20 protein-coding genes and 1 pseudogene are annotated in these 17103 nt (G+C 46.5%); all 21 read right to left on the reverse strand.

The features are described from left to right. Window positions 1-6: 6 nt before the first annotated feature. The 21 genes and pseudogenes from ACI3EW_RS15925 to ACI3EW_RS16025 all read right to left on the reverse strand — a co-directional run bounded on the left by ACI3EW_RS15925 (window position 7) and on the right by ACI3EW_RS16025 (window position 17089). On the reverse strand, window positions 7-507 hold the full coding sequence (locus tag ACI3EW_RS15925) for a hypothetical protein (protein WP_002593783.1): 501 nt from the start codon (window positions 505-507) through the stop codon (window positions 7-9). Beyond that, the gene (locus tag ACI3EW_RS15930) at window positions 498-893 is read right to left on the reverse strand and encodes a hypothetical protein (protein ID WP_002593784.1); all 396 of its coding nucleotides are present in this window, start codon (window positions 891-893) and stop codon (window positions 498-500) included. The genes ACI3EW_RS15925 and ACI3EW_RS15930 overlap by 10 nt, the downstream gene beginning before the upstream one ends. After that, entirely contained in the window at window positions 890-1432 is a 543-nt protein-coding gene (locus tag ACI3EW_RS15935) for a hypothetical protein (RefSeq protein WP_002593785.1), read from the reverse strand. Before ACI3EW_RS15935 ends, ACI3EW_RS15930 begins: the two co-directional genes overlap by 4 nt. A gap of 13 nt (window positions 1433-1445) precedes the next feature. Further along, on the reverse strand, window positions 1446-1679 hold the full coding sequence (locus tag ACI3EW_RS15940; protein ID WP_002593786.1) for an immunity 17 family protein: 234 nt from the start codon (window positions 1677-1679) through the stop codon (window positions 1446-1448). A gap of 12 nt (window positions 1680-1691) precedes the next feature. Beyond that, a complete protein-coding gene (locus ACI3EW_RS15945; RefSeq protein WP_002593787.1) occupies window positions 1692-3074 on the reverse strand; it encodes a DUF6138 family protein in 1383 nt (460 codons plus the stop codon). A 14-nt stretch (window positions 3075-3088) separates the two neighbouring features. Beyond that, window positions 3089-4204: a hypothetical protein gene (locus ACI3EW_RS15950; RefSeq protein WP_002593788.1), complete on the reverse strand. Its 1116-nt coding sequence runs from the start codon at window positions 4202-4204 to the stop codon at window positions 3089-3091. 15 nt (window positions 4205-4219) lie between these two features. After that, a complete protein-coding gene (locus tag ACI3EW_RS15955; protein ID WP_166434145.1) occupies window positions 4220-4390 on the reverse strand; it encodes a hypothetical protein in 171 nt (56 codons plus the stop codon). Window positions 4391-4658: 268 nt separating this feature from the next. Then, the gene (locus ACI3EW_RS15960; RefSeq protein WP_002593789.1) at window positions 4659-4922 is read right to left on the reverse strand and encodes a helix-turn-helix domain-containing protein; all 264 of its coding nucleotides are present in this window, start codon (window positions 4920-4922) and stop codon (window positions 4659-4661) included. Window positions 4923-4937: 15 nt separating this feature from the next. After that, window positions 4938-6716, reverse strand: coding sequence for a VirD4-like conjugal transfer protein, CD1115 family (locus ACI3EW_RS15965; RefSeq protein ID WP_002593790.1), 1779 nt, complete (start codon window positions 6714-6716; stop codon window positions 4938-4940). 54 nt (window positions 6717-6770) lie between these two features. Then, window positions 6771-7709 (reverse strand): DUF3991 and toprim domain-containing protein, encoded by a 939-nt coding sequence (locus tag ACI3EW_RS15970; protein WP_002593791.1) that lies wholly within the window; start codon window positions 7707-7709, stop codon window positions 6771-6773. Between the two features lie 14 nt (window positions 7710-7723). After that, window positions 7724-10600: a MobP3 family relaxase gene (gene mobP3, locus ACI3EW_RS15975; protein ID WP_002593792.1), complete on the reverse strand. Its 2877-nt coding sequence runs from the start codon at window positions 10598-10600 to the stop codon at window positions 7724-7726. Window positions 10601-10710: 110 nt separating this feature from the next. Further along, on the reverse strand, window positions 10711-11310 hold the full coding sequence (locus tag ACI3EW_RS15980; protein ID WP_002593793.1) for an alpha/beta hydrolase: 600 nt from the start codon (window positions 11308-11310) through the stop codon (window positions 10711-10713). A 24-nt stretch (window positions 11311-11334) separates the two neighbouring features. Next, window positions 11335-11655: a TfoX/Sxy family protein gene (locus tag ACI3EW_RS15985; protein WP_002593794.1), complete on the reverse strand. Its 321-nt coding sequence runs from the start codon at window positions 11653-11655 to the stop codon at window positions 11335-11337. Window positions 11656-11698: 43 nt separating this feature from the next. Then, window positions 11699-12115: a YjdF family protein gene (locus tag ACI3EW_RS15990; RefSeq protein ID WP_002593795.1), complete on the reverse strand. Its 417-nt coding sequence runs from the start codon at window positions 12113-12115 to the stop codon at window positions 11699-11701. 195 nt (window positions 12116-12310) lie between these two features. Continuing rightward, window positions 12311-12730: a nuclear transport factor 2 family protein gene (locus ACI3EW_RS15995; protein WP_002593796.1), complete on the reverse strand. Its 420-nt coding sequence runs from the start codon at window positions 12728-12730 to the stop codon at window positions 12311-12313. Window positions 12731-12886: 156 nt separating this feature from the next. Further along, window positions 12887-13300 (reverse strand): hypothetical protein, encoded by a 414-nt coding sequence (locus tag ACI3EW_RS16000; protein ID WP_002593797.1) that lies wholly within the window; start codon window positions 13298-13300, stop codon window positions 12887-12889. Window positions 13301-13705: 405 nt separating this feature from the next. Further along, window positions 13706-13969 (reverse strand): DUF6103 family protein, encoded by a 264-nt coding sequence (locus tag ACI3EW_RS16005; protein WP_002593798.1) that lies wholly within the window; start codon window positions 13967-13969, stop codon window positions 13706-13708. A 69-nt stretch (window positions 13970-14038) separates the two neighbouring features. After that, on the reverse strand, window positions 14039-14317 hold the full coding sequence (locus tag ACI3EW_RS16010; protein ID WP_002593799.1) for a hypothetical protein: 279 nt from the start codon (window positions 14315-14317) through the stop codon (window positions 14039-14041). 113 nt (window positions 14318-14430) lie between these two features. Beyond that, a pseudogene (locus ACI3EW_RS16015) lies at window positions 14431-14817 on the reverse strand (C40 family peptidase); the annotation flags it as partial. A gap of 692 nt (window positions 14818-15509) precedes the next feature. Continuing rightward, window positions 15510-16031, reverse strand: a complete 522-nt coding sequence (locus ACI3EW_RS16020; RefSeq protein ID WP_002593801.1) for a gamma-glutamylcyclotransferase family protein — start codon at window positions 16029-16031, stop codon at window positions 15510-15512. Window positions 16032-16045: 14 nt separating this feature from the next. Beyond that, complete coding sequence (locus ACI3EW_RS16025) at window positions 16046-17089, reverse strand: amidoligase family protein (RefSeq protein ID WP_002593802.1); 1044 nt, start codon at window positions 17087-17089, stop codon at window positions 16046-16048. Window positions 17090-17103 lie beyond the last annotated feature (14 nt).

Genomic DNA, 17103 nt, shown 5'->3' on the forward strand with positions numbered 1-17103 from the left:
CATGAATCAAGTGCTCTCGCCCCAGGCGTCCATCCTTGTGACGGTGAAGAAGTCGGTTTGGGCAGAAGCAGGTTCTCTTGCGTCAATATAGTAATCGGAGTAGAGATACACCAGATCGACCTCTCGCTCCGGTAGCCACTTGGCCCGGCGCGCACGCGGTTTACCATTTTTCAGAGTCTTTTCTCTGGGGTTCTCAAACCACGCCAGTTCCTTGAGCTTCAGACCGGTGAAGGTATCCATGAGCCGCTGGGCAATCTCCCGGTGGGTGAATACTCCGCAGTCCCAGGAGCCCATCAGCCATGTCTTTATAAAGTCGCCCACCTTGCTGCCGGGAGCAGGCGGCCCATAGACGCTCTCATCCGCCCACATGACCTCTAGCTTTTCACATTGATCTGGCCGAGGACAAGACTGCTTATTGCCATAGCGGTACATGATATTTACATAGCCATAGTCTTCTCCGGTTCGGTCATGACCGACGGCTTCTACTTTATAGGCAGTTATGGACATTGCAGTTCCACCTCCTGAGCCAGTACAAATCCGCACAGTCCAAGGGATGAGTCGATGACAAATACCCGGATGTGCTCCCGTTCCATGCGCTTCCGCAGTTCCTCGATACTGCAGCAGGCGGGAAAGCCGTAAGAGATAGTCCCGCCCAGCAGGTCTTTGTACTGCTGGAAAAACCCATCCACGGTAATCTCTTCCATACCAAAGAGGATGTTGTCCTGAATCACATTTTCAAACCAGTGGGCCAGCAGGCCGGTGAAGCGAACGGATACTTTCTCTCCGGCCTCGGTCTGGGTATCCATGTGCAGGGTATGGGCTTCAAAGTCAGCGCAGTAGCGCAGGACTCGGTTGTCGTGCAGATTGTCAAAGGATTGAATTACCATACTCATGCCAATTCCGCGTCCAGTATCTGGACGGGTTTTCCTTTCTCATTCACATAGTAAAGGGCGATATAGTCGATGCCATCCCGCTTGACCTGCTCCCAAGGTATACGCTCACCGTTGATTAGTTCCACAGTATCTGCCTCGTCCGGGTCGAAGTCTTCTTTTTCGTCTTCATAGTCGATACTGTAACCCAGCTCCAGCACCAGTTTGGAGGCAGGGATTTCGTACCGCTTGAGGGGACGGTGTTCCAATTCAGATGGATTATGTTCATCGCAAAACATATTGTCGTAGCCATGCCGTCCACCGTCAAAGATGACGAACTCCTCGCCGCTCTCCGGATCACGGGCTGCCACCAGTCCGGGAGCCGGAGAGCCATCTACAATATAGGATTGGGGCTCTCCTTTCACCGTGAGCAGATCTCCGTAATACCAAACCTCCAGCAGTTCATTGCCGGTGGTGGAACAGAGTGTCACGGTGGGCAAACGCTTCTCCGCCCACTCTTTCACATGGCCGGTGAGCCAGGTGGGATATTTCTCAGTCATCATAGTCTTTCTCCTCCTATTTCAATTTCAGTACAAATCCCCAGATGCTCACTACGATCAGGAGGACACCCAGCAGGAAGAACACCACCCGCCGGTATCCTCTGCTGTGGCGGTGGGCATCTCGCGTACCAGTGGGATTGCAGAGCCAGTTCCAGTTGCGGATCGCTCCAATTAAAATCACGGCCCCGATGAGCACCGAGGCAATATACCAATGCTCTTGCAAAAATGCTGTGACCTGTTCGCTGTTCATTCTACTTCCTCCTCACGCAAATACCTGCTGGTATTTCTCTTTCAGTTCCTTGGGCGCCGTCTTGATGACCTTGCTGCCGCCGTTTTCAGAGGCTGTGCCCCAGATGGCCCAGAGCACATCACGCCACAGGTAGGCCAGCGCCCTTTTGTTGCTGCCGGATTCTTCCGACAGGTAATATTCCAGATGCCCCTTGATCTCCAGTAGCGCATCCAGGCTCTCCTCATTGGCGATCAGGGTGCGGAACTCCTTTGCGGGCTTCAGATTCTGCATGGACTGGACACCGTGGACCAGCACCGGCAGGGACTGAGCAGTAAACCCGTACTTCTTAAAAAAGGTGTGAATAAACTTTTCTTGCAAAGAGGAGTGCTCGTCATCACAGCGATCCAGGTAATCGCACACCAGCCGCCACCACTTCGGCCCTTCCAGTCCCAGGGCAAACACGGCAAAGGTGCCAGGCATGGCGCAGGACTCATCAGAGAGGTTGTTGTACCACTCGTCCTCCTGCATGGCCAGCCGAGCATAATTCTCCATCCGGACATGGAGACGGGGATACCGCACCGCACAGGCAAAAAGCTGATGGACACCCTTCTTGGGCAGGCCGGGGATGGGCAGGTAGATCTTCTCTGGTCCGCGAAACTCGATGGAGTAGCTGCGGGGGAACTCCGGCTGCTCCAAAATCTCAATCAGATAGCTGAGAGCCTCCTCACAGGCCCCCTCGCCGCAGTCCTTGGCGGTAATGCGGATGGTGGCGAAAGCGTCGTTAGCCGAGGCGGTCAGGTGCTTTGTTTTCCGCTTTTGGATATTAGGCGGCAATTTGCCGCTACCATTGGTTTTCAGTTCCTTTACCATGTCAGGACGAATCTGGGAAACCAGGCCAAGGATGTGTTCAGTGGTGAGGGATTCAAAACTCTGCCCATACACCGTATGGCAGATCGCCACATAGCAGGCAAAGCGCAGCAGACCTTCATCCACATCCTCCGGATGCAATTCTGGCAGTACTGTACAGGGCGGGAAGACGGTAAAGCCATCATCCCGCTCTCCCACAAGGAAGAACCGCTCCTGCACCTGCTTTTCTATGTACTTCTCCAATGTATAGCGGATCTCTTCCCAGCCAACCAGCCGCCGCATGGCATCGCATAGGGAAACAGCAACATCGCAGGGAAATTCCTTCAACGGCAGACCGGTCAGATACCGCTCCAGCAGTTGATCGGGAAGAAACGGTGTCCCGTTGTGATTTCGCACTACGGTCGGGTAGGCGGAGTGATTTTCACGGGCGGTGCCATTCAGCACATCCTGAATGCAGAGATCCGCCTCTGCCAGCACCTCCGGGGAGGTGTCCGGCTTGTGGATCAGATAGTAGCGGTCATGTACGCCGTCACGCTTTGGTAAGCTCATGGCAAGGTCTCCTCTCAGGTCTGCTGGTGCTGCATGGATACGATCTGGCAGTCCGAGCAGAACTCCACATAGAGCGTGCCCTCCGCACAATCAAACACCGTATCCCACTGGATCTGAGCCAGATACTTCATGGGTTTGCCGCAGTGGGGGCAGGTGGTATATTCCGCGTCCTGCACCCAGTTGGCAAAGCCGCCGATGGTGTTCACATCCTGGCAGGCCGCGCCGTAAAACAGGGGCACAGGCGCTTCGCCCAGCACAAAGGGATTTTCCGTGAGGGCCTTGTAGTCCTCGGAACTGACATAGCAATCCGTCTTCTCCGCCCCGTCAAAGAGTTCGGAGGGGAAGACCTCCACGCCGCCATCCAGGGTGAACCGGTTGAAGGCGGGGCCTTTGAGAAATCCCACACAGCTGGGGCAGCAGGTGGCGGTCAAGATGCCGTCCAGTCCCAGGAACCGGAGCCGCTCATCCCGGCCGTCCAATACCAGCATGTCCACCATGCGCCCGCCACAGTGGGGGCATGTGTCCTCCCTTGCCCGGCCAATGCGGACGGGAGATTTCTCATCGGTGGTTCCTTTGACCATAGGATAGCAAGTGTCGAAGTTGAGTTGGATTTTCTGGCCCTCCTTGTTGAAGGTCCAGCCTCCGATCTGCGCATAGCTGGATGGGTCCACATAGAGGCCCTTGCGCCAGGGCCGGGGATTTCGCTCCAGCTCCAGCAGCGTCTCCATTGCCTTGTCATCTCCCTGCATAGCAAGGCAACTCATCAGGTTGGAAGCCGCGCTGGAATATTCCGCAGACAACAGCGCATGGATCAGACCATCCCGCACATCGGCGGGAGCGTGATAATAGATTTCACACGGCCAGAACACCTCTGCGGCCAGTGCCACTCGCTGAATCTCCGGGGTGATGGCATCATGGTAGCCAAGCAACTGCCAAAAGTCGGTGAACTCCGGGTCCTCCATATCAGCCAGCCTCTGGATGTTCTGGATCAGGTTTTTCTGTTTCTTCGTGATTTGTTCCGGCGTCCAGGCAAGAGCAGCTTGCCGTTCTTGCTCGCACTTACATTTCCAACACAATCCCTCATAACCCAAGGGGGTTCCACAGCTGGGGCAGGTATATTTCAGACTCATGTTCTCATACTCCTTTCAGGCAATAAAAAAGCCCCACGCCGCACTGTCATAAAGACAGGCTGACGCAGGACATGAAGAAGCCGCGTTGAAGGAGCCGCATCCACCAGCAGATGTAGTTTCTTCAACAACCAAAATATTTTTTTCGTATCTTAAAGCAGCAAATTGCTGTCCAATATATTGATTCATCGCAACACCCTTTTTATTCACATAGCATTGTCTTTTATTATACCACATATTGTTTTATTCGGGAATATTTTTCTTACCCTAAGTTGTTTTATATTCACCAAAAATTGATACGCATTAACCTCACACTCACCTTCTTTTTTTATAGATAACTGTCTAATTTCTTCTCTGATTATTATATTTCTTCAAGTGATACCTTCTCTTCATATGTCATATTGCCATATCCCATATGCCACCAAGAAAACAAACTGATCCCTTGGTGGCGTATCTTTTAGCTGCTGTCTATCAGCGTATACAAAAGACTGCTTTTTCCTCCGTTTTCACGCCACCTCTGTTCCTTTTTTATAAGCCCAGCCTTTACCAGATCCTGAATCGCCCGCTCTACAGTTCTCCGTGATAGGTTTAATTCCTTTGCGATAGTACCAATCGCAGGATAGCATTGTCCGTCTGTATTACTCCGGTCTTTCAAATACATATACACAGCTTTAGCCCGATGAGGCAGATCTGAAGAATAAATTTTAGAAAAATAAGCCATCTGTTCTCCTCTCTGCTAATCAGTTCTAAGAGGTAGTCTTCGAGTAGCTGCCTTATGCTGTTTTTCCTTCGCTGTCTCTCCATGAGCCTTTCCCCCTAAAAAAGAAGCCTCCTCCAACTTTCCGCTTTCAACAGATCCCCTCCATAAGTCTTCCTCATCAAAATCAGACCGCCTTACTATTTCCTCCTCCAATTCCAATCGGTCAGCATATACAACCTCTCTTGCTGCCTGTTCCGGGACTTCATAAACCTCCTCAAACCGGATACCCCATTTTAAAAACAAAGGAAGTCTTGTCTTCATAGGGCATACCCCTGTCTTAGCAAGAATGAAATTCCCTTTTGGCAAGGTCTTTAACTCCTCCGGCGCCATTAATGGTCTGCTCATCATTTGCAGGCTCTGGCTGGGGTCATTTTTTCCTCTGGATATAGAACCAGACAACACCGTTCTGTTTCCCAATGCTTTTGATAAGATTTCTGCGCTCTCTGAGTTTGGTGCAAAACCTCCAAACAAAATATCCTGGCAGTTATCGATGATAATACTGGAACCTTCTTTTCCATAATTCTTTTCCAACTGCGCAAAGCTTTGAATGATAGGAACCATGCTGATCCGTCTTGAACGGCCTGCGGAAAACATCATCTCCATGGATTCAATTTTTGGTATGGTTCCGATTTCATCTGCAAACATCATGACTCTGTTGGGCAGCTTTCCTCCATGTTCATCTGCAATCGTCAACATTTCCCGGTAAAGCTGTTGTAAAAACAGGGATACCATAAAATACTTCGTGTTATCTTCTTCCGGCAGCACAATAAAAATTGCTGACTTTTCCCTACAGAATGTTTCCGTGTCCAAAGTACTCTCAAAGCACAGGATCTGTTCCATCTCAGAATCCAGAAACGCATTCAATCTGGACATTGTTGTGGATAGCACAGAGGCCATTGCCTGATCCGCAGAATTTAAAGCTGCTCCTGCAAACCACTTCGCCTTGTGAGTAGGTGGCAGCTTATCCATAAGTAACTGGAACAGGCTCCGGTTCTTCACGGGGGATGGCGCCAGAAGATCCTGAATCAGCTTGAACACAGAAATGATATGGCGTTTCTCTGGCGGGCAATACTCTGCAATCAACAGAATCACAGAAGTCAGCAAACCTTCTGCTGCATCATAGAAAAAAGCATTTTGTCCATAACTGCTGGCAGAAGCCCCTTCAGAGCAGATAATTGTTTTAGCTGTAATTTTCGCATACTTCTCTGCTCTTGCCTTTGCTGCCAGATTTTCAGGATTCTTTAAATACTCATCCATGTATTTATTAACCAGCGTCAGGATATTGTTGCCATCAGAACGGGTGGGATTTCGTAAATCCAGAATGGAAATCCGATAGCCATAATATTCCTTGGCTATACCTGCATAATTACGAAACAGATCGCCCTTCGTGTCTGTGGTGAGGAAACTCATTCCTGAAGCACAGGCATATTCGATATTGGGGTATAAGAAGTTTGCGGTCTTACCCACTCCTGCTGCCCCGATCATGAGACAGTGAATATCTCCACTGTCTACCAGTGCTGAAATGGAATTTCCTTTCTTTTTGCATCCAACTACCAGCCCCTGCTCTTTTGGTAGATGCTTTCCTGCTCTCCATTGTTCCGGTTCATATGGTACATGTGCATACGTTTCCCGTATTTCCTTTTCCGTTGCAAACCGTGCAGTTCCATACTGCCCGTCTCCTACCGTTCTCGATTTAATTCCGTTTAAGGTATAATGATTTGATATCATTACCAGACTGCCGATTACAGCGAACATCCCCAAACCTATACAAATAAATATAATGACTCCCTGTATCCTACTCCCCTCCTCTCACATCATCTGTATAACTGTCTGCTGTCTATTCATATATTCCGGCGGTGGCTTCTTCAGTTCTTGAAGATCCTCATTCCAATCCTTAAGATTTGAAAAAAGCGAGAATACCATATGGTATCCCCGCTCAGACAGGTTTTTCTTTATCCGTTCCCTTGCCTGGATTCCCGCCTTATCATGATCCAGACATAAAGCAATTTGGGAGATGTGCGGTGCATCATTCAAAAGCTGCATCAACGCATGTTCTGCCACCCCACAGAGTGCCACATAACTATGATCCATCCACCCCTTTTGATACATGGAAATAAAAGACAGCATATCAATCGGTGCCTCAAATACATACACGGTATTACTCTTCCCAATCCAACGAAAACTGTACCTTGGATCACATCCTTCTACATTCCCCTTAAATGGTTGTCCCTTCTGACAGGTTCCCCTTTTATGTGCATGGCGTGGAATTCCATCTGAATCAAAACCCACAAACACAACATTATGATATTTGACATCTTCATAAATCATGTGTTTTCCTGCAAATACAGATACTACTTTAGGATCCACACACCTTGTCTTTATCAGATACGCAAAAGCACGGTGCATGGTCTGGTTCGCCTCTGGAAGTACGAATGGCTTTTTCGGTTCTAGTTGCTGATTCACGCTTTCCCGGTATGCAACTCCCTGTTCTCCGCCAAGCAGCATTGTAACTGCGTCCGGAAAGCTCTGGTTATAAAACATCCGCACAAAGTCAATGGCACAGCCTCCCTTTTCTGTCGCGTGATCATACCATCGATTTCCCCTCACTGTAATACTGTGATCACTGGCCAGGCGCTTTTCTCTTCCAGAACGAAGCAGCTTTTCCCCCTGCCTGGAAAGAAAATCTTCCAGATCCACCGCATTGGCCCTCTGTTTCTGTTCTTCCGTAAAATAAACAAATTCTCCCATGCCATCCTCCTTCGTCAATAAATACCTTGTGCCGGCTCCTGATCCTCCCTATGATGTCCTTGAGCCTGCTTTTTCTCTAACAGTTTCCTGCGTCGTTTCCGGTCAATCTGATACCGCTTCATTTCCATTGGTCTCTGTACTTCTTCGCAAAACAGCTTTTCCAGATGATGAAGCAGTCTGGTTGCTGCCAGAAACAAGGATGGATCCTGATATGCATCCAGATGTTCCAGTAAAAAACTGGCATACAGATTTCCTTGTTCTGCCGATGCTGTCAGATATTCCACTGCCTTTTCCCGATCACGGGAAACATCTCTGCCACAGAGATATAACTTTCCCAATACATACTGGGCATACTGGTTTCCTTTTTCCGCACATAGTCCTAGGTAATGTACTGCTGTTTCCACATTTTTCGTTACATGTTCTCCTGAAAGATATAACTTCCCTAACTGATAAAAGGCCCATTCATTTTTCTGCTCCGCTGCCTGTTGAAGCCATTTCATTGCCACTTCCACTTGAGGAGAATACTCTTCCCCCTTGAGATATAGCATTCCAAGCCGATACTGCGCATACGGATTTCCTTTTTCCGCTGACAGGCTGAGCCACTTCACAGCCGCTTCCACATCCTTCGGTATTTCCTCCCCCAAAAGCAACAAACATCCCATCCGATATGCAGCATATTCATTTCCAAGTTCCGCTGCAGAGCGGAACCATTTCATGGCCTGATCCATATCTTTATTAAAATACACACCATCCTGGTATAATTTCCCCAACACATACTGGGCAGCTGAGTGCTCTGCATTTGCTGCTTTTGTAAGCCATTCCACTGCCTGGCCGCTGTCTCCACTTCCCGTTTCCAGCCAGAGTGTTCCAAGTGCATACTGAGCATTGATATTCCCCAGCTTTGCAGACTTTTCCCAATACCTGGCCGCCCCCTCATCATCTTTGCTGGTTCCCGTTCCAGTATGAAGCATCTGACCAATCCGGTACTGGAGTTTATCATCATGACTTTTTTCTTCCAGAACCACAAAACCGGAATACGCATTCTGAAATCTCCACTCTGCCTGCTGTAAATCCGGCTCTGTACCCAAACCATCCCTATACATCTTCGCCAGTTCCAGGCTGGCATAAGGATTTCCCTGCTCTGCTGAACTCATATATAGAGAAAACGCCCGTATATCATTTTGCTCCACCCCCCGGCCCCGCCGGTAAAGCCCAGCCAGCGAATACTGGGCATACTTATGATCCATTGCAGCCGCCTGAGAAAACCAGTGTGCCGCCTTTTCATAATTTTGTTCTGCTCCCAAACCAGAAGCATACATTTTCCCAATACGATATTGCAGATAGGGTTTCTCCTTTTTCTTTACGGATTCTTCTCTTACAAGAAATGCTTCCAATGCTTTCTCATACCATTTCTGTGCCAGCCCAACATCCGCATCCCGTCCCAAGCCATCCGCAAACATCCGGCCAAGGTCGTGCATGGCAAACCCATTCCCCTGCTCTGCTTCCTGAAGGAACTTCTGATATGCCTTTTCAAAATCCTGTAATGTAGAATCGCTGCCATACAAATAATTCCTAGCCTGTATATATCCATCTGTCCACCAGTTGGAACTGGATTTTTCTTTTCTGCCATTAGGAAAAAGCTCTTGCTTGAGTTCCTCCTCCGCATAGTCCGAATCTAGTTCCCCTGTCAGCTCTGCTACCGGATTTGGTTCTTGTATAAAAAAATCGTCCTTTGGTTCTGAGTATCCATCTTCATTCTCTTCAAACAAAAAATGATGACTGCCAAGCCTCAATGCTTCTGCAATCACCATATTTTTGATACTTTTTAATTTAGGCTGTTTTGATAAAGGCGGTAATTCTTCCGTCTGTTTTCGGTAGGTCTTCACAATCTCATCCTGCCATAGCCCCCATTCCCGGTACAGGGCAGACACCCGGTCATCTTTCTCCAACTCGTCTACGATGTGATCGACCAGATCCTTCACATCTCTCTTCAGGTAGCCATAAACCTTTTTCCCACCTGTATTCTGCAGCCGTTTAGAAAGCTGCATCATACTGGTTTCAATTTCCGAACTCTTAAGCGTCCCCGCCCGTATTTCATCTATCCATGTCTTCATTACAACTTCCGACCGTTCCTTTAAATCCATACGAGACTGCGCCTGTTCCTCATAAATATTTGCAAAATCCTGACGGAAAATATCATGCGCCAGCTCAGAACGCATGGCCTCAATCGACTGCTTTGTCAGATACCCTTCTCCATCTTTTACTGAGTACACCAATAGATGAACATGGGGATGATGGCTTTCATTATGAAATGCAGCGTACCATTTCAGATTGGCGCTGTCAATTTTCATATGCTTACACAGCATTGCCCGTTTGGAACGCAGCAATGCCATCCACTGAACAGCACTGTCATACCCTAACCGGGCTGCATCCTCGCGCCGAAGGGAAATCACATGGGTCCACACAATTCCCTTGTGATCTGCCACTTGATTCTGCACCTGTCCAAGAACCACCGGTTCTCCCTCATCTGTAAACAGACCATGCTCACCAATCTTTTCTACACGGGGACGATGCGCCAGATAATCCACATAATTTTTTCGCGTCGCTGCTATATCAAGATTTTGTTCCAATGCACAGAAAATAAATTCCGAGGCATTTTCGATTGTTGGTTTTCTTTGATAATCTTCATACTCCAGCATTTCTTTTGTCGCCGGAAAATCCTGCAGGAGCTGATGCACTAACTTCTTTTGACTCACCGTTGCTGGGAGGTGCTTTTTACTTGTATCAATTTTCTCTACCCCTTTCCGCGTTCCAATGTAATGGACATAATTTTCTTTCTGAGATGGTTTTGCATCTTTTAAATATCGGGAAGTAAAAATAAGTTTTGTCATGTTACTCCTTTTTAGAAAGCAAAAAGGAACCTATGGCTTATCACACACCATGGCTCCTTTTACTTTTTATCACATCTTCTTCCGTTACATAGTTTCAATATTTGAACATATCATGTACATTGCTTGATCCAGTCAGAAAGAAAGTCCATCTGCTCTTTCGTATGAAACCAGTGCTCCCCGTTTTCCATAACTGTAAGTGTTGCTCCGATTCTATCTGCAAACTCAGCTATTGTTTCATACGATGTCAGGTTATCCTTTTCTCCATACAGAATGTGCGTTGGAACAGTCCAGGTAACAGGATGCTCCCTCACATAACAAAGATAAGCCCAGGAAAGTGTTTCCCCAAAGGATGTCGGGATTTCTTTCTGTTTCTGCAAGTCATCTTCGGTCACATTCGCCCACTGCATCATATTCCGAATCAATCTTTCCATGTCTACAACCGGAGAAATAAAGTATGCCTTCTCTATTTTGCTGTCTGCCAAAGCACTCATAGCAAAGAAAGCACCAATGCTGTTCGCAATCACTGTTACCGTTTCATATGTTCCGCATAGGTTATCAAACAATCTGGGGAACTCTTTTTTCGCTTCCCAAGGTGACTGTGAGGAATAGTCAAAACCAATTACATCATATTCTTCAAAGAGCGCTTTATAATACTCTGCCTCTTTCGGATTTCCACCTTTACCATGTATATACAAAATTGCCTTGTCCATTTATTTGTTTTCCCTTCGCAATACCTATTTTTTCTTTTTGGGTTTGGGCAGCGGCAGTTCATCATACATCGCGTGGAACAGTCCTGTCAAAAATTCTTTCTGATCAACCTCCTCTACCAGCAGCATCTCTTTTGCTCCCTCATAAGGTACTTCATATACCGGATCTGTCATATAGGCAATTGCTGACTTTGTGGGTTTTACAAGCAGTCTGTCATCATAAATGCCTCCTACAATCTTGCCACGATAATAAATAATAAACTCTCCCATCATCGTCCGATATGTAATTTCATCCAACTCGGACAGCTGCTCTAAAACAAATTGTAAATAATTTTTACTTGATGCCATCGTTTACCTCAAACCAAATTTTGTGTAAGAATACATTACATTCTTAATGCCCTCGATGTTTCTCTTTTTTCTTTTTTTGTTTTAAATCAAACATTTTTTTCTCTTCTGCCAATTTGTCTTCCCGGCTTTTAGACTTACGCTGCTGTTTCCTTTGTTCCTGCTGCAGCTTTAGTGCTTGCTGAGATTTTGTTCCAACGCCCCTATCCAACATTTGTTTATGAATTTCACGCTGGAGCTTCTTTGGGTTTTTTGTTAGTTCCTTTGCAGTAACCTCCACAGATGGACTAAATTGCAAACGATCATATTCCTTTAGCACAAACTCCCAAATCTCATAGTCCTTTGGTTCAGTTCCAAATGTTACTTTGGAAACGGAAAGTTTCCCATTTTCAACTCTCTCAAAAATACCTACCCAAAATGGTTCCTCAAAAAACACTGTCAGCTTGCCTGTCCTTATACTCATGGCAATCCCTCCTTAATGATTGAAATGAGCAAAGAATGGACAACCCGGAGGGGCAGGTTACTTACCCTAATATGCAGGACGGCCGGGCTACCTACCGGCTCTGGTATGCATCACTGCATACGTTGCGTTTTTATCTTTACTTTTATAATCAAGCCTCCTCGGCCAGATTAACACATATAATTTTTCTGTTTCTGATTAAAACCAACTAGTCTTTTCATCTCTAAATTTAGGCGTATCACTATCCTCATAAGGATTATAATTGTTTAAGTTACATCCAAACTCCTTTAATGATTTTATTTTATTATCTGCTGTCCATACAATCAAGGACATTCCGTCAAATTCCTCTATATTCCCATTATTCATTTCATTTTTAAAATACCACTCTACAACCGTCTGGTTATCTTTATGAAAGAACTGCTTGATCTTCCACTCCATCACCTTGCCACGTGTATTCCATTCATTAAACCAATGTTTTACAACTTGACGGTTATTATATTTTGGACTCCAGCTTTCAGTATAAATCACGTCTTCCGCAAAAATGTCATCCATACCAAGATCCTGTTGTGTAAGCCACATTTTGAACCATAGTTGAATGATTTGTTCTCTCTCATTCAAAATTCTACACCTCGATTCATTTCTTAGTATATTATAATCGATGAGTTATTGCATCGTAAAGGACAAATCTATTTTTTATCTCTTCTGAAAATTCATCACACAACTAGAGGGAAGTACAAATAAATTCTCTTTCCATCGTTTCCTTTCCAACAATATCTACACATCCCGCTTTTGATAATGATACGCATCTTCAAACTTCACAGTTCCATTGATCCGTCTCACTTCATCAACACATTTTACGTGCAGCCTGTTTAAAGATTCTTCATCCACATCATGGGTGTAGGCAATTACCTGTGAGAGCTTGGACAATTCCACTGCTATCTTAAAGTCCATCCTGGCCAGACGGTTCTCACTATCCTGAACGGTTCCCGTAAGCACAGAAGCCAGTGACTGCAAAAAATAATTTTCTGCTTTTCCTGCAAGAAGATACCCCATATAGAATTTAAGTGCTTCTGCTACAAATTCGTTTCTGGAACGCACATTGGCAGTCTCCAACAACCCGTCTGCCTGTTCTAATATAGCTTTTTCAATATAAATCCCAACACGGACTTTCGCATTTTCGCTCCCCATCGTTCCCTCCTTACCAGGTATTCACAAAATCTCTCTCATTTCCTCCAAAATCCTGCCACTTTCAAAAATCCAGCACCATTCTTTCGACCGCCTTTTCCAAAAGTATTCAAACCAGATTTCCCGAACGGCTTTGCCGGTCGGTGTTTTCCAGGGGTAGGCTGCCAAAAGCAGCATACCCCCTTTAACCTGCACACGTTTCGACCCTGCCAACCACTCAGGAATCCCATATCCCCCGTGTTCTTGCTGTTTCCATAACCTTCTCTCACATTTGCCCAACACCGCTTAAAATCCTCGTATGGGTACCACGATGCCACCTAGCTGTCCAAAGCCCGACACAGGGGCACACAGGGGGCTACACGGGGATGTCATGGATGACTGGGGATTCCGTTTTCTTTATTCTGGTTATCATACGATTTCTGATTCTTCCAGCTGGGACTCCTCCCGTCTTACAGTCCGATCAGCTCTACGGGTACGTTCTCTGGTGGATATTTCTCTTGCCACCTTGTCATCAATATATTCACGGGTAGCCTGCGGGACATATTTTTCATACAGTTTCTGTACTGTATCATTTAATTCCCCCTGAAGATCGGTGTCCCTTTTTTCCATGTGGAACTTTAACGCATCCAATTTTTCTGTGTTAAAACTGACATTGATCGTAGTATTTCTCATTTCAAATCTCCTTTTTCTTTCAGAAAGCAAATCAGGCGGCTGCTCACACAGCCGCCCGATCTCGTTTCATCAGGTTCTTAAATAATGGATTAGTTCAATGGCATCTGCAAGACCCGCCTTATAATACCTCAAACGCTCCTGTTCCGGTATATCCATTTTAGCCATAAGCTGGTCATCCAACCATTGCCGGTCATCCTCTGAAAGGCTATTGAGAATTCGATCCATGCGGAGGACATGTTCCTTGGTCTCTGTGCAATAAGCGGGAACCTTGTCCTCTTCACTTTTTCTCTTCAGCTCCAGAACTCGTTCTTCGATTACCTGATTTAACTGATCCATAATCTCATCCATCGGTTACTTCCCTCCTTTCAGCCACACACAATACCGAACTTTTTTCTAAAAGTCGATATCACATATCCATAAACTGTCCAGGCAAATCTGCACAAATTTCATTTTTAGCTGCCTCATTCCGGAATAGTTGCCAGCCTTCCAAAAGCATACAGATGGCTGTTCCAGTAAGGAGAAGTAAGGTCCGCATAGCCAATAGGCGAACCACAATGCAGCATCCTAGAGCCTCCAACATAAATCCCCACATGGCTGACCGCCCCTGCAGATGCATAAGTTCCCGTAAAAAACACCAGATCTCCGGGTCTAGCTTCCTCTCTTGACACAATCGCACACTGGTCATAAATCCCCTGAGCTGTTGTTCGGGAAAGGTGATACACCCCGGATCTCGTGTAGACCCAACAGATATATCCACTGCAGTCGAAACTGGTGTCTGGAGAACTACCGCCCCATACATAGGGATAACCAATATAACGGGTTGCCTCTGCCATCAGCGCGGAAAAACTCCCATCTCCCATAGCCTGTCCGGGAGGAAGACCATTTCCACCTGGTACACTCACACCGTATTTTGCCAGCATATAGATGCGCTGTACATTCGTTTTATCTTCCAGAGAAACCTCCTGGTTTAATTCTGCAGCAAGATTTCCGTAGACCATATTCAGGCTTTGGATTGGAATTGCAACTGTATAGGTTTCTCCCTCTTCATCCTCCCTCTCCTCATACTCTACAAAACAATCTGCGAATGCCCGATAGTCCCCCTCATCCATCCGAGGGTACTCCTTACCAAAAAACAGGGCATAAAAAATCGCTTTTACCTGGTAGGGATCTACTTCTTCGGCTTCTGCCATACCATTAATTTCATTTAACACCCCATCCAGTTTTTCAAAACTGTCCTGCATATTTTCGATGTACATCCGATACTCTGCTGGCACCTTTGAGGACAAATACCCTCCATGAAAGGACAGCTGGACAGCAGAAATGTTATGGTCTACAGTCCCAGAAAGCGTGCACATAATCATGGTGGCAATTAAAATAACAGGGGTTACTAATGCTGCAATAACAGAAAAAACCACAGTCCGCCCATTCCGGTCAGATAGGGTAAGCGCTACCAGTTTTGCTGTCACAGCGGCAGCTGAGACGGCCATAAAATCACTCCTTCCACACTTTTTATCGAGATATTCATCTGACGCATCAGGATTTATTTCATTCCATCATAGCCCCCCATATGAAACAGGCTCTGCTGATAGAAGTCTCCCTCTCTTTCCTGTTTCTGTACAAGCTGATAAGCATGTTCGATTGCGTCCTCCAGAAACTGGGTTTCAAACCCTGCCGTTTCGTACCCTTGCCAGATTACATTGGAATAATAGTCAGAGGGAATTCCAAATGAATGCCCTGGTGTCATCACATAAACCATGGCCGGAACAATTTTTCCATCCAGTTCAATCTCCAGCATCTGCTTATCATAGAAATTCGGATACCCTTCATAAAGATCCAGCGATGCCTCGTCTTTCTTCTGAATCTCCCAGACCAGTATCGGCACAGTACTCCCTGCTTTAGGTTCTACGGTTGCCACAGCCCCCCTGCGGCCTCCCCGAAATAACAGTTCGTAATCCTTTAATTCACTCTTTCCTACTACCTTCGCAGTCGGACAACGAAATGCCATCTGCTCCAGATTCAGATTGCTCCCATAGGCAATATAAAGTCTTTGTTTTCCTTTCAATTTGCTTCCTCCTGTCACATTCGCATACAAAAAGCCGGGGATTCCTGTGCTTCCCCAGCTGATTCTAATTCCTCAATTGGATGAATGGTTTCCTGTCTCTGGATCCGTTCTGCCAATTCCTTCTCCCGCTTCTGTCGCATTCTTTCCTTTTGTGCTTCCGCCTGAGCCGGATCCTTCCAGGCAATACAGCCCGGCAGATTTGCCAGCAGATGTTGACGAGCTGTGGCGAATTCTTCCCCATTTAATCCTAGCCGTAAAAGCCAAGTGCGGAATGTATACTTCTCATTGCTGGTCTGAGTTTTTCTTCTGCTGGCGCAGGACTGATTCAGCGCTTGGGCGCCAATCGCCAGACAAAACTGGATATAGGCCTTAATCTTGCCTGCATGAAGCGTCCCATTGAACAGACGAAATTCCACTGTTCCTTTCTGAAAAACAGAATGAAGGTTCAGACAATGATAGCGGCTATCATCATAATGCTGGTCTCTGCGGCTCTCCCCGTTATACCAGATCCGTTCCACTGCCTCCATACTCTTTGGTTTTCTTCTGTTTAATTCTTCCAAAAATCGTGTGTCTACTGGCTGACACCACCGATGCTGTCGATCCACGGACACCCCCAGAGCTTTATAGATCAGATCTTCCTTGGCTGCCATGATATTAGTGATATTACGAAGGGTTCTGGCATCAAACGGTTCCGCATTGATATGCACATGGATACCGCAGCTTCCATTCGTCAGTGCCCCATGCTCTTTCAGCTTCCGGATGATCTCCTGAATCGTCACAATATCCTCATAGCGACAGATGGGACTTACCATCTCCGTCTGATATTCTCTCCCTGCATTGATCTTTCTCCCATTCGATTTTTTCTGCGCTGTTATACTCCCATCACTCATAAACTTCCACTGCCGCCCCTCCGTGTCAATGGCTGCATAGGTATCGTAATAGGTTCCCAGATATTTGACTCTAGTTCCAAAATACTCTGCCGTTACCTCAGCCGCTTTCGCACGGGTAATGCCGGTCATCTCAATCTCAATGCCAAATTTCTGCTCCTTTAACTCCATTCATAGTCTCCCCT

The sequence above is a fragment of the Pilosibacter rotomagensis genome (assembly GCF_045062245.2).
Lineage (GTDB): Bacteria > Bacillota > Clostridia > Lachnospirales > Lachnospiraceae > Pilosibacter.

Coding starts and splice junctions, on each gene's coding strand:
- ACI3EW_RS15930 (WP_002593784.1), bottom strand. CDS start 893: ATGAGTATGGTAATTCAATCCTTTGACAATCTGCACGACAACCGAGTC.
- ACI3EW_RS15935 (WP_002593785.1), bottom strand. CDS start 1,432: ATGATGACTGAGAAATATCCCACCTGGCTCACCGGCCATGTGAAAGAG.
- ACI3EW_RS15990 (WP_002593795.1), bottom strand. CDS start 12,115: ATGAGTATAAGGACAGGCAAGCTGACAGTGTTTTTTGAGGAACCATTT.
- mobP3 (WP_002593792.1), bottom strand. CDS start 10,600: ATGACAAAACTTATTTTTACTTCCCGATATTTAAAAGATGCAAAACCA.
- ACI3EW_RS16000 (WP_002593797.1), bottom strand. CDS start 13,300: ATGGGGAGCGAAAATGCGAAAGTCCGTGTTGGGATTTATATTGAAAAA.
- ACI3EW_RS15940 (WP_002593786.1), bottom strand. CDS start 1,679: ATGAACAGCGAACAGGTCACAGCATTTTTGCAAGAGCATTGGTATATT.
- ACI3EW_RS15965 (WP_002593790.1), bottom strand. CDS start 6,716: ATGTTCGCTGTAATCGGCAGTCTGGTAATGATATCAAATCATTATACC.
- ACI3EW_RS15970 (WP_002593791.1), bottom strand. CDS start 7,709: ATGGGAGAATTTGTTTATTTTACGGAAGAACAGAAACAGAGGGCCAAT.
- ACI3EW_RS15950 (WP_002593788.1), bottom strand. CDS start 4,204: ATGAGTCTGAAATATACCTGCCCCAGCTGTGGAACCCCCTTGGGTTAT.
- ACI3EW_RS15985 (WP_002593794.1), bottom strand. CDS start 11,655: ATGGCATCAAGTAAAAATTATTTACAATTTGTTTTAGAGCAGCTGTCC.
- ACI3EW_RS15945 (WP_002593787.1), bottom strand. CDS start 3,074: ATGAGCTTACCAAAGCGTGACGGCGTACATGACCGCTACTATCTGATC.
- ACI3EW_RS15925 (WP_002593783.1), bottom strand. CDS start 507: ATGTCCATAACTGCCTATAAAGTAGAAGCCGTCGGTCATGACCGAACC.
- ACI3EW_RS16010 (WP_002593799.1), bottom strand. CDS start 14,317: ATGGATGAGATTATGGATCAGTTAAATCAGGTAATCGAAGAACGAGTT.
- ACI3EW_RS15960 (WP_002593789.1), bottom strand. CDS start 4,922: ATGGCTTATTTTTCTAAAATTTATTCTTCAGATCTGCCTCATCGGGCT.
- ACI3EW_RS16005 (WP_002593798.1), bottom strand. CDS start 13,969: ATGAGAAATACTACGATCAATGTCAGTTTTAACACAGAAAAATTGGAT.
- ACI3EW_RS15980 (WP_002593793.1), bottom strand. CDS start 11,310: ATGGACAAGGCAATTTTGTATATACATGGTAAAGGTGGAAATCCGAAA.
- ACI3EW_RS16025 (WP_002593802.1), bottom strand. CDS start 17,089: ATGGAGTTAAAGGAGCAGAAATTTGGCATTGAGATTGAGATGACCGGC.
- ACI3EW_RS15955 (WP_166434145.1), bottom strand. CDS start 4,390: ATGAATCAATATATTGGACAGCAATTTGCTGCTTTAAGATACGAAAAA.